Here is a 14883-nt window from a genome sequence, read left to right as displayed (position 1 = left end):
CCGCGCTGCTCTGGTAGATGCCAACCTTGGTTGGCGCCCCGTGCCGACCAAGGTCGGCACCTACCAGAGCGTTGGTGGGTGCCAACCGTTGGTTGGCATCTCCGCGCCATACCCACGCAGATGTCACATCCGTGCGCTAATCTGTAGCCAGGTCGCAACAGGGAGTCATCGCATGCACCGCGCTCGTCAGCATGCTGCCAGCCAGACCCGCGAGCGGCGCCACCGCCTCGCCCACGAAGCCGCCCGCCTGATGGCCGAAGGCGGCATCCGCGACTATCACCAGGCCAAGTTGAAGGCCGCCAGCCGGCTCGGCATCCACGACGATGCCTCCCTGCCCCGCAACACCGAGATCGAAGACGCCCTGCGCGAATACCAGCGGCTCTTCGCGGGCCCCCAACATGGCAACGAACTGCAGCGCCGCCGCGAGGCCGCCATGCGTGCGCTGGAGTTCCTGCACGGCTTCGCCCCGCGCCTGGCCGGCCCGGTGCTGGAGGGCACCGCCGACGCCAACAGCCCCGTGCAGCTGCACCTGCACAGCGACGACCCGGAAGCCGTGCACCGCTTCCTGGACGAACACGGCATTCCCGCCGAATCGCGGACGCGTCGCCTGCGCATGGATCGCGAGCGCAGCCTGGATGTGCCGGTGTGGGTGTTCAGTGCCGAGGAGCTGACCTTCGACCTGGCCGTGCTGCCGTACGACGCCCTGCGCCAGGCCCCACTGTCACCGGTGGATGAGAAGCCGATGCGACGTGCGTCCGTGGCGCAGTTGCGGCAGGTGCTGGCCGAAGCGGAGATCAGCGCGTACATCGGCGGATGACGGTAGCGCCGGCCCATGGCCGGCGAGCGCAGCGGTACCTGCCAGTGATGGGTGCGGACCGTTGGTCCGCACCGTGCTTCAGGTATTTCGATTGCTGGCCGGAGAGCAGTCGAGCACGGCTCGACTCTACAGGAGCGTTGCACCGTGTTCGGTAGGTGCGGACCGTTGGTCCGCACTGTGCTTCAGGCATTTCGATTGCTGGCCGGAGAGCAGTGGAGCACGGCTCGACTCTACAGAAGCGCTGCACCCGTGTTCGGTAGGTGCGGACCGTTGGTCCGCACTGTGCTTCAGGCATTTCGATTGCTGGCCGGAGAGCAGTGGAGCACGGCTCGACTCTACAAAAGCTGCGCTACCTGCGCTGGCAGATGACGCCAATCTTGCTCCCACTACCAGACAAAACGAGTATCGCGCAGCGGGTCGCTTAACAACCGCGGCAACCACGGGGCAGGAGCTCGCTGCGGATACTCCCGCATCATCTGTGCATGCATGACCTGCAGGCCCCGCAGCAACCCGATCTGGTCATAGATGTCGTTGAACCCATCCGACCAACCACTCTTCACGCGCTCATGCTCGTCTGCCTCCAACGGCGGCATCTGATCCAGCGACACCTCCAGGATCGTCGACAGCGCCGCGTTGATCTGCGCATTCTCAACCCCCGCCTGGCGCACGTAGTCCAATCGATCGAGGACCCGCCGGCAGTCGTAAGGGAAGCACCCACCCGTGGCGGTGATGTAGTCGGCGATGTCCGCCAGCATGTCGGCTTTCAGCCGCCACACCACTTCGCTGTCCATCACCTGGCGTACCCGCATCGTGCGCAGCGTGCTCGCCCGCACCTCCTCCGGCGTGGTGAACGGGGCACCCGGCGTGCGGCCAGCATGGCGTACCAGCACGATGCGATGGATCGCCTCGCTGGTGACGCCGTCGATGCGCAGCGCCGCTGCCTGCGGGTGCACGCGCGGCGGCGGCACACCCAGCATCTGCCACAGGTACCACAGCGCCAGCAGCAGACCGGCGATGCACAGCCCGCTCATCAGCGTCCACATATCCAGGTTCCGTGTGTAGTAGCGATAGCGCGCCCGCCAGATATAGAACGTGCGATAGCTGACGATTCCACTTACCCATCTGTACATTGCCTTCTCCTCGGCAAGGACCCCGGCGCGGCGGGGTTCATTACGCGCACTACGCCGGGGCGGCATGGCTTACCAGCCGATGCCCACGCCGACGCCCATGCTGCGCTCACCGCTGTTGGTGAACGCACCATTGAGGCTGAAGGTGGCCGAGCCCTTCTCGTTCAGCACGCGCTGGTAGCCCACCGCCATCGCCGACTCACCCTCGCTGTAGCCCACGCCCGCACCCAGGCGGTTGTAGGTGGCCAGGCCGGCGGTGTTCATCGCCATCGCGGTCTGCGCGCTGCTCATCGCCGCCATGCGGTTGAAGCGCTTGTCCATCTTGTCCAGGCGACGCTCGAAGTTGCTGATCGCGCCATCGGTATACTCGTTGGCGCGGGCCAGCATCTTCTCCAGTTCAGCGGTATCGACCTGGGGCTTCGGGGAGTCCTCCTTCTTCGTCTTCGGCTGCGGTGCAGGTTTCTCACCCTCGCCTGCCGACGCCACCTGCTGGCCGCCTTCGGCCTGCGGCACCGGCGCTTCCGGCTCCGGCACCGAAGCAACCGCCATTGCCTGCGGCTGCGGCGCATCGATGCGCTGCTCCAGCCCGTCCATGCGGCCGTTGAGCTGCTGTTGCATCGAGTGCAGCTGGCCGCCATTGACGGCATCACGACTGCCGGCCGCGATCAGGCCGTTGGCCACGTTGGAAATGACCATGCCGTGGGTTCCGGCCAGGGTGAGCTGGTTGAGACCGTCGGCGCGGACGGAGGGCGTGTCCTGGAACACGCTGCGCAGCTGCGACTCGACCTGGTTCACGCGCGAGCGGTTGCTGACCACTGCGCCGTCGAGTGCTTCCAATGCACCATTGAGCGTGGACTGGGACTGGCCCTGCACGGTGAAGCTGGGGCCGACGATGTTGCCGTTGGCATCGACTTCACCGCCGAGCGCGGACAGCGCACCGCGCAACTGGCCGACGGTGGCGGCGTTGTGGTTGGCGGTGCCGTTGGCGATGTTTACGAGGCGGCGTTGAATGCTCCCGCTACCAAACGAAACAGTACTTTTCTCAGTTGCCACTGCACCAACTCCCAACGCGAGGGAGCTATCTGCACCCTTAAGGACCATAGCGCTCTCCCCAATGGCAATGCCGTTGCTTTCCCACACCTGCGCACCAGCTCCTACGGCAAAGCCACCACTCGAATCTTCGGAAACCCAAGACCCACGTCCAAGAGCCACCGAATTCACCCCCAGCGCAGCTGCATAGGAGCCAATGGCTGTTCCACCGTCAACTCCCGTTCGGGCAGAGTCGCCAATTGCCACTCCGAGGAAGCCAGCCGACGCGCCTTCACTAAGCTGGTCTGTATCGATCTTGAAGAAGCGGTGCTGGTCCTCAATCTGCGATACCCGATCGCTGACACTAAACAACTGGCGCCCGGTAACTACATCTCGACTATCCGTGGAGAGCGAGCCGTCGGCCACACCAGTCAAACGCGCACCGCCGAAATCGATCGGACCGCCCGCATCGAATCCACGCATCGCCCGCTCGCGCATCTCCCGCTCCTTGCGCATCGCCTCCAGATCATCTCGATTCTGCGAGATCTTCTGCTCTGCGGCGTACAGCTGATTTCCCGTTACGGCGTCACGGCTTCCAGGGGCCACCCGACCGTCAGCCAGATTGGTCAACACCATGCCGTTCGCGCCATTCAGTGCGATCTGGTCCATGCCATCGCCACGGGCCGAGGGTGAATCCTGGAAGATCGAGTTGAGCTGGCCTTCCACCTTGTCCGCACGGCGGCCTGCGGTGGTGACAGCTCCATCGAGCGCCATCAGTGCGTCCTGCACGGTGTTCTGCGTTCCGCCCTGCACCGAGTACGTCGGGGCAATGATGTTGCCGTTGGCATCCATGCCTGCTCCGCCGCCAAGGGTAGCGAGGGAGTCTTTGAGCTGGGAGACGGTAGTGGCATTGTGGTCGGCAGCACCTCGAGCAACGTTTACTAAGCGGCGATAAGCAGTTGCGCTTCCAAATGATGCAACGCCAGCCTCATTCGCTTGCGAGCCTTCACCGATCGCCAGTGATCCATCCGCCCCTTTCCCAACCTTCGCTCCAGCGCCAATCGCAACCCCCCCCCTTGCACCACCCTCCGAAATACCGACCTCAGCGCCCGCCCCAAGGGCAAAGCCATTGTCGGAACCTTCATGTACCGTTGAAGCACGTCCAACGGCCACCGAATTTCTACCCAGTGACTTCGAGTGTGTTCCGACTGCAGTCCCACCCTCGTTGCCTGTCTTAGCCGAATTACCTATAGCGACACCCACTGGTCCTGCCTCAGCAGGTTCGCTGGTAGGAGCCGCACCGATGCTCACGAACTGACTTACGTCCTCTAGAGCTGATACCCGTGAATTGGTTGAGTAGAGCTGTTTACCAGACACTGCTTCAGCGCTGCTGGCGTTCAACAATCCATCCGCCACACCACTGATCCTCCGGTTGGCATTGGCGCTGTTGCGCACGTCCAACGTCGTACCGCCGTTCTTCTCACCCAGACGCACATTGCCAGTCGTAGACACTTGTGCCACCAGCCCGCCAAGCGCTGCGGTCTCGACCAACGCCTTGGCTGCATCCGTCTTTGCCGCCGCCGCCTCTGTGCCCGCAGTTCTGGCAACACTCTCCACCGCCGCCACCTTGTCATTGGTGGCATTGAGCTGCCTGCCGTTGACGGCCTCAAAGCTGCTGTCGCTGACCACGCCTTCGGCCACGCCGGTCAGTTTCCGGTTCGCATTGGCGCTATTGCGCACATCCAGCACCGTTCCGCTGTTCTTCTCACCCAGGCGGACATTGCCGGTTGCCGACACCTGCCCCACCAGGCCGCCCAGCGTCACCACCTGAGTCAGCGCCTTGCTCGCATCAGCTTTGGCCTCTCCCGCAGCGGTCTGTGCCTTGGCAACATTCTCATTGGTCGTGTTCAACTGCCTGCCGGTCACTGCTTCCGTGCTGGAGGTGCTTAGCGTGGCATCGGCCACACCGGTCACCTTGCGGTTGGCATTGGCACTGTTGCGGATATCCAGCGAGGTACCGCTGTTCTTCTCGCCCAAGCGGACACTGCTGGTGGACGAAGCCTGGCTGATCAGGCCGGTCACCGTGGTGACCTGGGCCAGCGCCTTGCTGGCATCAGCCTTGGCCGCATCCGCAGCGGTCTGCGCCTTGGTGACATTGCCATTGGTCGTGTTGAGCTGGCGTCCATTCACAGCGTCGGTGCTGGTCGTCGTCAGCGCGCCGTCGGACACGCCACTTACCTTGCGCGTGGCCAGCACCGCATTGCGCATGCTGACTTCCGTGCCGGTGTTGCTGTGGGCGATGCGTACGATGCCGCCTGCGGAATCCTGCTTGATCATGCCGTCAACCCGCTCGTTCATGGCATGCAGCTGCTTGCCGGTGACCGCATCGGTGCTGGAGGCCGTAATGCGGGCGTCCGCCACGTTCACGATGCGACGGCGCACCGAGGCGCTGCCTACCGACACCGTATTGGCTTCCGTGGCCACCGAGCGGACACCCAGGGCTACGGCGCCCTGTGCGGACGCAGACGCCGCATAGCCCAGGGCAACGCCGTCCGTAAGGGCACGGCTCTCACCGCCGATGGCGATGGCACCGGTGTAGCCCAGGCTTCCCGCACGGGCACCGCCACCGATGGCGACGCCACCCGTGCCCGCACCGGTCTCAACCTGTGCCCTGCTTCCAAGCGCCACTCCATCCACACCGTTGGACCACGCGTTGGCACCCAGCGCCACTGCATTCTCCTTCTCCGCGCTGGAGCCGCTGCCAACGGCCACCGCGTTCTGCCGGGTGGCCGCAGCATCGTTGCCCACGGCCGTAGCCCCAAGTGCTCCGGTGTATGCGTTCGCACCCATTGCCAGTGCGTGGCCGCCATTGGCACTGGCGTTGTACCCAAAGGCAACACTATCGACGCCACTGGTCCTCGCCTTGAAGCCAAACGCGGCGCTGTTCTGCCCGTCTATCCGGGCACCGATGCCAAATGCGGTGGTGTTGTCGCCTTTCATGTTCACGCCTGCACCGTAGCCAAGCGAGTTCAGGCCGTTGGTCAGTGCATAGCCGACGAACATGGTGTCGTCATAGCGACCTGTGATGGGTGAACAGGAGACAAACTCGCCATTTCCCAGATTGAAGGGATCGCACCCAATGTAGTAACGGGTCTTGGCGTGCACCTCTCCGCCCGCCAACATCAGCGCGACCATCAGCAGTCCACCGGCGCCGGTTACGCGGCTCGATTTCCTGCCACAGGGCCTGGTCAGCTCGCTGGCCACCTCCCAGCAGCCTTTGGCGTGATTCCAGATACGACGATGGATTCGATTCATGTGTTTCTCCTTAACAGGACAAGGAAAGTGAGCCCCGTGCCGGGCACGGGGCGGGCAAAGTGCGGGTTCAGGTCGCCGTCGGTTCGATCGTCCGCACGTGTTCGCGATAGCCATCGCGGGTGAGCCGGTAACGCAGTTGCAGCGAGTTGCCCGGCTGAAGCTGGAACGGCAGCGTCAGTGCGGCATCGGGATAGAGGCTGTGCGACACGGGGTGTGGCGTGCAGGCGCCCGCCGCCGTGCACTCCTCGGCGCCGATGATTCCGACACGCAGCGTGCCGGTGTTGTGCACCGTGTTGTCCTGGAGGCGCAGGTCCACCACACCGTCGTCGGGAGTGACGTTGACCAGCGCCCCCCAGACCAGGCTGACGCCGATGTTTGCCTGTGCGCCTTCGCCGTCTTCGAGGGGAGCGTCATCCGGCCCGCGCACGCCTTCGAAATAGAGACGGTAGGCCGTTTCCTTCTGGACCTGCTGCAGCGGAATCACCCGGATCAGGCGATTGCCGCCGCCGGAAAGTGCGAACTTGCCGGGGGTGATGGCAATCGCCGCATCCGAGGCCTCCATCTCCTGTTCTTCTTCGGCAGGCGTGGCGGGGTTGACGATGCGCCGCAGGCGGGTCTGCACGTACTGCGGAATGGTCGACTGCGAGTACACGCGGATCTGGGTGCCGCGCTTGGCATCCACCGCTGCGCGCATCGGGTGAATGGAAAGGTTGGCGTGTGCCGGCACGGCAAGCAGGGCGCTCACCGGCAGCAGGCAGAACAGCAGCTTCTTCATGGCAGGCTCCTCGGGATCAGGGTTTGGCAGTAGGGACATCCAGCACCACGGTCAGCTCGCCCTCGTAAAGGCCGGGGCGCTGGCTGGCGATAGGGGTGGGCGGTGTTTCCAGGGTCAGCGGCGTGGGCACGCAGTACACCGGCTGGCTGATGCCCGGCAGCATCACCAGCCGCAGCTGTGCGCTGTCGATGCCGCGCAGCTGCTGCTTGACGTTGTGCTTCATCGCCAGGCGATGGCCGCCGTAGTCCAGGTGGACCCGGTAGTCCAGGCGCTGGCTGGCATCGCTGCCGCCATCGCGGTGCCAGAGCGAGAAGTCCGATCCCGCAGGTGGGCGTGGACCGCTGTCGCGAACCGTGACGTCGAGGTACTCGCTCTGCGAACCCAGGCCGTCGTACAGGCACATATCCAGCTGTTTCCTGCCACCCACCACCTTCTGGATGGGGTCGTAGCGCAGATCGAGATTGACCAGCGGCGCGACGGTGTCGAAGGTCGGGAAGTAGATCGAGATCGCGTCGTAGTCGGTGACGGTGAAATCGAAGTTGAAGGTGGCTGTGGCGACGGGTGCTGCGGCGGGGTCGGCCTTGATGTTCAGGCGCATCGTGGCCTTCCAGTGGCCTGCGACGAGTCTGGAGAGCTCGGTCGCTGGGATTTCCAGATATACGCCTGTACCAACTGGCTGTCCGGAACTGCATATGTACCAGAACGACGCATTCAACTGCCTTCTGAGCGTGTCCCAGTAGTCGATAGCGCAAACCCAATCCGACATGACTCTCTGTAAATATCCCTGCGCCCGAAGTTCGCTACGTAGGCCAGTCCTCTGCTCCACGAACAGCAGATCGACATTGCTACTGCCAAGTGACACTCCCGGTTCACCATCAAGAGGGCACCGACCGAATTCACTGTCAGAAGCAGACTCACAAACCACATGGATCTGCCCATACTTCAGCGCCAGGTCGTGACTGAATCCCAGCACCGTCCGCGGCGCCCACAACTCCACATCACCGGGTACCGCCGAGCGATCCCAGCTCATCACGATGTCCCGGCTCTGGTCGGCCGGATGCGTTTCTGGCGGCCACTGCGCCCACGCCCGCGGCATCACCAGCACCGGCGCACACACCAGCATCAACACGAACATCCAACGCCGGTTCATGGCGTACCTCCTGCAGCAGCGGTCCGGGGCGTGGCGGCAATCAACGCGCGTTCCTGCAGCAGGCGGGTCACGCGGGCCTGCTGGCGGATTTCGGCCGGCAGCTGGGCCACGGCCAGCGGCTCGCAGTGCACGGCACCGACCAGCAGCACCACCTGGCGGCGCTCGCGCACCTGCAGCGGGCAGTGCAGCAGGCGGTCGTCCTGCAACAGGTACAGCGTCGTTTCGCGACGCGGGAAATCGGCAACGAAGCCGCCGTTGGCGCTGGTGCCGGGCACCGGCGCGTTGAGAATGCGGGCGCCGCCCAGCGGCGCACCGGCCAGGTCACGGGCATGGCCGATGAAGGTGTAGGTCACTTCGATCGGCACCGGCATGCGCATCAGCTTGCCGGGCGTCAGGAACATCGGCCGTGCACCGCCCACACCGGTCACGCGGATGGCGGCGACGCTGTCCAGCGTGCTGGCGTCCTGCACTTCGGCACGTTGCGATTGATAGGCCGGCAGCGGCAGCAATCGGCGTTCGCCGATCTGCAGGCGTTGCCTGCGCAGCCCGCCCACCTGCAGTTCGGCGGCCACGCCGCGCAGGTCGGCGTCATCGGTATCGGCCACCTGCACGGCGAGGCCGGCGTCGGCGCCGTTGGCACCGCTCCAGTAGAAGCCGCGACGGCCGAGCGCGAAGCCGGAACTGTGTGCGCCGCTGTAGCCGGTCTCGCTGCGGCCACGCTGCTGGTAGCGCGCCACGCTGGCGCTGGTGTGGCCGATGCCATTCTGCAGCTGGCCACCCAGTGAAGCGCTGTAGCGCTCGTTGTTGTTGGCGCGCAGCTCGGCGGACAGCTCGCGGTACTGTGTATCCAGTTCCTGGCGCAGGCTCTGGCCAATGCTGTAGTCGATCGCCGGGCGCTGATGCTGCGGCTGGCGCACATCCACGGCATAGCGGCGCTGTCCATCGCCGGCAGCACTGCGGTGCCGACGGCTCAGGCTGAGGTTGACGTAGATGCCACGGTCGCGCTCGGTGCTGCCACGCACGCTGTCGGTGCTGTTCTGCCGCCACACGCCCACGCGCGTGGAGACACTGAAATCCTGCCAGCGATGGCTGCGGCTGAAGCTGGCCTGCCAGGTGCGGCTGAGCAACGGCTCGCGGCGCGGTTCCAACGGCCCCGGCGGCAACAGCGGCTCAAGCCCGAACGACGGATCCTGCTCGAACTCCGGCCGGTGCCAGCCGGTGCGCCAGGTCTGGCGCCGGGTGTAGCCCACGTAAACATTGCCGCCCGCCAGCGGCAGCGACATCGAGCCACTGAGCGCATTGGTGCACCCCAACTGGTCGCGCGCCTCGGCCTCGAACTGGCAGGCCTTGCCACGCATGCGCTGCTGGTAGAGATTCCACGACGCCGTGCGCCGGTACGACAGCTGGTGCTGCTGCCCGTTGCTGCCGTCGCTGCCACGCATGCCGCTGAAGGTGGCGCGTACTTCCTGCGTGGCCATCACCCTGCGCAGGTCCAGGCGGAGCTCGCCGTAGCGGTGCCCGCCGAACGTGGCGGCACCGGCGGTCATCGCCGCGTCGCGGCCCAACGGCACGCGCACGCCGGCCATCGCGATACGCTCGCCATCGAAAGCATCGCTGCGGCGTTCGTTGCGGTGGCCACCCTGCACGAACCATTGCCACTGGCTGTTGGTCCAGTCGCCGCCCTTGTCGAAGGGCGCCTCCTCGGTGCGCACCAGCACACCGTCCTCGTAGATGCGCATGCGCACCAGGTAGTTGCCGAACGGGAAATTGCGGGTGTCGATCTGGTTGATGCCGGCCTGCAGGTAGAAGGTCTGCAGCAGGCGCTCGCCATCGAACACGTCCACCCGCGCATCGCGCGCCAGCAGCACGGTCAGCGGGCTGGCCTGCACCGCCGCGTCGGTGTCCACATAGGCCTGGGTGGTACCGAGGCGTGCGCCCTGGAAGCGGTCCAGCGGCAGCATGCTGAAGCTGAAAGTGCCGCCCTGCGGGCTGGACAGGTTGCGGCGGTCCATGCGCCCGGCCTGCAGGTAGTGCGCCGGCCCCAGGTCGTGGCGGTAATAGACGTTGTCGAACTGGAAATCGTCGTCGCTGTGGCTGCGATAGCGCTGCTGGTTGTAGTACCACTCGGCCGACAGGTGGCCGCGATCGAACAGGCCCAGCGTGCCGACGCCGCGTGCCGACAGCGACTGGTAGTCACGGCCACCACTGAGGTTGAGCGTCTGCTGATGCAGGAACGCGTTCTCGGCATTGGCGGTGACCGTGTGGAAACGCTCGGCGGCAGGCTTGCCGGGAATCCACTGGCGCGCCACGAACAAGCGCACCGCGCCCTCGCCTTCGTCATACAGCGCGCGCACCTCGTCGGGAGCTTCCGGCGGATCGATGTAGCCGCAGCCGGCGCTGGCACCACCGAAGCGGCAGGCCAGATGGCTGTTGCGCGGCAGCGGCTGCGACAGCGCAGGCAGCAGGGCGGCCTGCGCCTCGGCAGGCAGGTCCAGTGACTGCAGCACGCGCGCGGGATCTTCCAGCTGCACGTGCTCCAGGGTCACGCGCACCGGCGACAGCCCGGCCGAGCGGCCGAACAGCTGGATGTCGAGTTGTTCGGTCTGGCCTTCGACCAGATCTTCAAAACCGGGCGGGACGCCGCGCGCGGCCGCCAGCGGAGTGGACAACGCCAGGGCGAGCGCGACCGCCAGCCGGGTGACGGCGGGGGCGTGTAGGGTCATGGGGGCACCGCTGCAAGCGGCCGGCCCGGGATGCGGGCCGGCGCGGGGGATTACGGCGTAGCCGCCTTCTGGTTCAGCACGACGTTGACCAGGCCGCTGTACGCGCCCTTGGTGAGGATCGGCGCCGGCGTGGTCTGTGCGATGGTCAGCGGCATCGAGATCGAGGCGCCCGGGGTCGAGCCCGCACCGTTGAACAGGTCAGCGGCCTTGTACTCGATGGCGGCTGCACCCAGCGCGCGGTTGTTCAGGCTGATGGTCATCGGCACGGTCACGGTGCCGGTCTCGTTGGCCAGGAAGAAGCTGCCATCGATGCGGGCTTCGATATCCGCGGTTTCATCGTTGGAGTGGATGCGCACGCGCTGCGTGTTCGGAATCAGGCCGCGCAGCGGGTCGTGGGTGAGGGTGACCATGTCCGGCAGCGGCGTGCCGTCATCGCGCAGCAGCGCCAGGGTCGGGTCGACGTCGGCGTAGACGGAGATCTTGGTTTCCACGGCGTGCGCGGACAGCGAAGCAGTGGCCAGCGCTGCAGCGAGCGCGGCCTTCTTGATAATGGCGTGCATGGGTGTCTCTCTCGGACAGGGGGAATATGAAAGCCCCCCTCCCCTAAGGAGAAAGGGAGGGAGGCGCCGCCCGCAGAGGTGGTTGCGGGCGACGGAGAGAATGTTAGGAATCCATTGCCATGCAGGCCATTCAAGCATTCCTAAAACGTTGGAGGTTAAGGAGGATTCTTGAAGGCGCTCAATGTTTGAGGGTTATGCAAACTCCCTCACTGCTTGAATGCAATAAACCTCATTGCCTTGGGTTTGTAGAGTCGGCTGTTAGTCGACTGCTCTTCCGATACTGCGCGAAGCACACACGCTGCGCGCGTGAGTCGAGTACGGCTCGACTCTACAGCGGGTCATCCACGCATGGCGTGGATCTGCTGGATGGCATCAGGCCGCCCTTCGGCGGCCTGATGAGACATCGCGTTGGCGCACGATCAGAAGAAGATCGCGTACAGGATCAGCAGCGGAATCGGTACGCCCAACAACCAGAGCAGAATCATTTTCATTGCAGGTCTCCTTGCGTGGAAGGCGGGTTACAGATCGCGGCGGCGGCCGCCCCAGGTGGCGCTGAGGCTGGCGAAGAACGCACCGATCAGCAGGGTGATGAACAGCCACAACGCGGCATAGGCGGTCGCCTTTCGGGCATCGTCGGCGGCCTGCTTGGCGGTGTTCCTGGCCTTCTCCAGCGCCGCACGCATGCGCGTCTGCACATCGGTCACGCGCGCCTGCGCTTCGGCCGGGCTCATGCCGGTTTCGCGCGCGATCAGCTGCGCCAGGTACTGGGTGTCGGCCGGATCCAGGCCATCGCCCTGCAGGCTGTTGACGATGATGCGGTTCACTTCGGCGCGAACTTCGCGGCGGTCGCCCATCGGGCCATTACCCGGCATCGGGCGCGGCGGCGGGGCGGCATTCGGATCCATCGGTGCACCCGGCGGCGGCGCTGCAGGATCAGTCGGCCCTGCGCTGGTCGTGCTGCGGAACAGTGAATCCACCCAGTAGTTGAGGTCGCCTTCCGGGGCCGCCGCAGCAGTGCTGCCCGCGCCCGCTGCGGCAACACTGGCCGAGGATGCGGCAACGCCTGCGGCGGCACCGGCCACCTTTGCGCCGGCGCCCAGCACGCCACCGATGGCCGATGTGAGCAGGCCCGCGGTCAGCAGCGTGGCCACCGCCCACGACACGAAGCCATGCGCGGTATCGCGGAAATAGGTTTCATCGCCATGGATCTGCGTCCACTTGGTACGCAGGCGGCCCGCCAGATAGCCACCCAGGCCGGACGCGGCCAATGCGGTGAAGGTGAGCCAGATGATGCTGGACCAACTGAAGGTCTCTTTGCTGACGCCTTCGAACGACCATGGCGACACCGACGACAGGCCGAGGCCAACACCGAGGATCAGCAGGATGAGGGAGAGTGCAGCGGCAGCGGTGGCGCCAGCGAAGATCGCGCCCCAGGAAACGGCGCTTTCGCTGGGAGGGGCGACGATCGGGGCGGTGACGTCAGGGCCGAGCGGTCCGCGCTCGGGTGGGTCGAATCGGGTACTCATCGGGATGGACGCTCCATTTCAGGTGCTGCGGATGCAGCTGGCGTCCTGAGGCTGCGCGAGCGCTTGTGAAGCTGGCGAGACCCTTGAATCACGCGGTCTTGGCGCGGTGAAGCGCGTGCCAACCAAGGTTGGCACCTACCGAAGGCGGTTGCGGTGGTAGATCCACGCCGTGCGTGGATGATTTTTCGCGGGCGCCGAAATCGTGCGGACCAACGGTCCGCACCTACCAGGTCCGCTCCAAAAAAACGCCCCGCGGATGCGGGGCGTTCTCGGCACAACCTACGCGGGGCGATCAGCCCTGGTAGTCGCGCACGTCGCTGCCGGTGTAGACCTGGCGCGGACGGCCGATCTTCATTTCCGGATCAACCTGCTGTTCCAGCCAATGCGAGACCCAGCCGGAGGTACGGCCCAGGGCGAACATGACGGTGAACATTTCGGTCGGGATCTGCAGCGCCTTGTAGATGATGCCGCTGTAGAAATCGACGTTCGGGTACAGCTTGCGGGCGACGAAGTACTCGTCCTGCAGGGCGGCCTGTTCCAGCTTCACGGCCACGTCCAGCAGCGGATCCTGCACGCCCAGCTGCTTGAGCACCTTGCTGGTCATCTCGCCGATGACCTTGGCGCGCGGGTCGAAGTTCTTGTAGACGCGGTGGCCGAAGCCCATCAGGCGGAAGCCGGAGGTCTTGTCCTTGGCCTTGACCACGGCGGACTCGACGTTGTCGGCGCTGCCGATTTCTTCCAGCATCTTCAGCACGGCTTCGTTGGCACCACCGTGGGCCGGACCCCACAGCGCGGTGACACCCGCAGCAACCGACGCGTACGGGTTGGCACCGGTCGAACCGACCAGACGCACCGTCGAGGTCGAGGCGTTCTGCTCGTGGTCGGCGTGCAGGATGAACAGCAGGTCCAGCGCCTTCACCACGTCCGGGTTCAGGTCGTACTGGCCGTCAGCCGACTCGAAGGTCTGCTTCAGGAAGCGGCTGACGTAGTCCAGCGAGGTGTCCGGCTTGTTGGCCGGCAGGCCCTTGCCGTGGCGGTAGATCAGCGCCGACAGGGTCGGCACCTTGGCGATCAGGCGCACGGCAGCCTGACGGCGCTGTTCGGCGTCGGACAGGTCCAGCGAGTCGTGGTAGATGGCCGACAGCTGCGCGATTGCAGCGGCCAGGATGGCCATCGGATGGGCATCCTTGGCGAAGCTGCCGATCAGGGTGTTGATCGACTCATCGACGTTGGCTTCGGCGGTCAGCTCATCGGTGAAGGCCTTCAGCTGCTCGGCGCTCGGGCGCTCGCCGTTGATCAGCAGGTAGGCCACTTCGACGTAGCTCGACTTTTCCGACAGCTGTTCGATCGGGTAGCCGCGGTACAGCAGCACGCCCTTGTCGCCGTCGATGTAGGTGATGGCGGACTTGCAGCTGGCCGTCGCGGTGAAGCCGGAATCGTAGGTGAAGAACCCCGTTTCCTTGGTCAGCTTCGCGATGTCGACGCAGTCGTTGCCAAGGGTGGGTTTGATGACGGGCAGAACGACCGACTTGTCGCCGGCGTTGAGCGTGACCTGATCAAGATCGGACACTGTGTGCGCTCCTTCATGGGAAGGCGCCTGCCCAAGCGCATTGGTCAGGCACGTGAATGACGTCCTCGGCCTGTGCCGGGGATCAGGTCATTATCGCACAGCAGCATTTGCCCGGCGCTAGACAGAAGTCGTATACGACAGGCAGCCAGACACCGGCCGTTGAGCGGCCCGGATCGGCAAAAGCGTTGTCACACGAACGCAGTGTTCCGCCCATCCAAACGCCCGTTGGGTTGGCGTTGGGGAAAAACAAACGGCCGCGCAGAGCGCGGCCGTTGGTTCGAAGCTGGATCG

General features: G+C 65.2%; 9 protein-coding genes. 1 reads left to right on the top strand and 8 read right to left on the bottom strand.

Annotated features, from left to right (window positions below; genetic code table 11):
• Nucleotides 1-172: 172 nt before the first annotated feature.
• Complete coding sequence (locus tag AC5P5S_RS05100; protein ID WP_231336628.1) at nucleotides 173-817, top strand: hypothetical protein; 645 nt, start codon at nucleotides 173-175, stop codon at nucleotides 815-817.
• 386 nt (nucleotides 818-1203) lie between these two features.
• On the opposite strand, the gene AC5P5S_RS05095 is transcribed toward AC5P5S_RS05100, so the two are convergent.
• The 8 genes from AC5P5S_RS05095 to AC5P5S_RS05060 form a co-directional block, all read right to left on the bottom strand.
• Complete coding sequence (locus tag AC5P5S_RS05095) at nucleotides 1204-1947, bottom strand: hypothetical protein (protein WP_062605734.1); 744 nt, start codon at nucleotides 1945-1947, stop codon at nucleotides 1204-1206.
• A 69-nt stretch (nucleotides 1948-2016) separates the two neighbouring features.
• Entirely contained in the window at nucleotides 2017-6288 is a 4272-nt protein-coding gene (locus tag AC5P5S_RS05090; RefSeq protein ID WP_231336629.1) for an ESPR-type extended signal peptide-containing protein, read from the bottom strand.
• Between the two features lie 67 nt (nucleotides 6289-6355).
• Nucleotides 6356-7063, bottom strand: a complete 708-nt coding sequence (locus AC5P5S_RS05085; RefSeq protein ID WP_087802362.1) for a pilus assembly protein — start codon at nucleotides 7061-7063, stop codon at nucleotides 6356-6358.
• 16 nt (nucleotides 7064-7079) lie between these two features.
• Nucleotides 7080-8213: a CblD like pilus biogenesis initiator family protein gene (locus AC5P5S_RS05080; protein WP_087802366.1), complete on the bottom strand. Its 1134-nt coding sequence runs from the start codon at nucleotides 8211-8213 to the stop codon at nucleotides 7080-7082.
• A complete protein-coding gene (locus AC5P5S_RS05075; RefSeq protein WP_065183876.1) occupies nucleotides 8210-10936 on the bottom strand; it encodes a TcfC E-set like domain-containing protein in 2727 nt (908 codons plus the stop codon). Before AC5P5S_RS05075 ends, AC5P5S_RS05080 begins: the two co-directional genes overlap by 4 nt.
• Nucleotides 10937-10986: 50 nt before the next feature.
• Entirely contained in the window at nucleotides 10987-11496 is a 510-nt protein-coding gene (locus AC5P5S_RS05070) for a CS1 type fimbrial major subunit (protein WP_231336630.1), read from the bottom strand.
• 518 nt (nucleotides 11497-12014) lie between these two features.
• Nucleotides 12015-13022, bottom strand: a complete 1008-nt coding sequence (locus AC5P5S_RS05065; RefSeq protein WP_087802371.1) for a hypothetical protein — start codon at nucleotides 13020-13022, stop codon at nucleotides 12015-12017.
• A gap of 292 nt (nucleotides 13023-13314) precedes the next feature.
• Nucleotides 13315-14592, bottom strand: a complete 1278-nt coding sequence (locus AC5P5S_RS05060) for a citrate synthase (protein ID WP_005410870.1) — start codon at nucleotides 14590-14592, stop codon at nucleotides 13315-13317.
• Nucleotides 14593-14883: the final 291 nt, after the last annotated feature.

The sequence above is a fragment of the Stenotrophomonas sp. YJH_SMC_54 genome (assembly GCF_059368435.1).
This window is presented reverse-complemented; position numbering and strand designations above follow the sequence as displayed.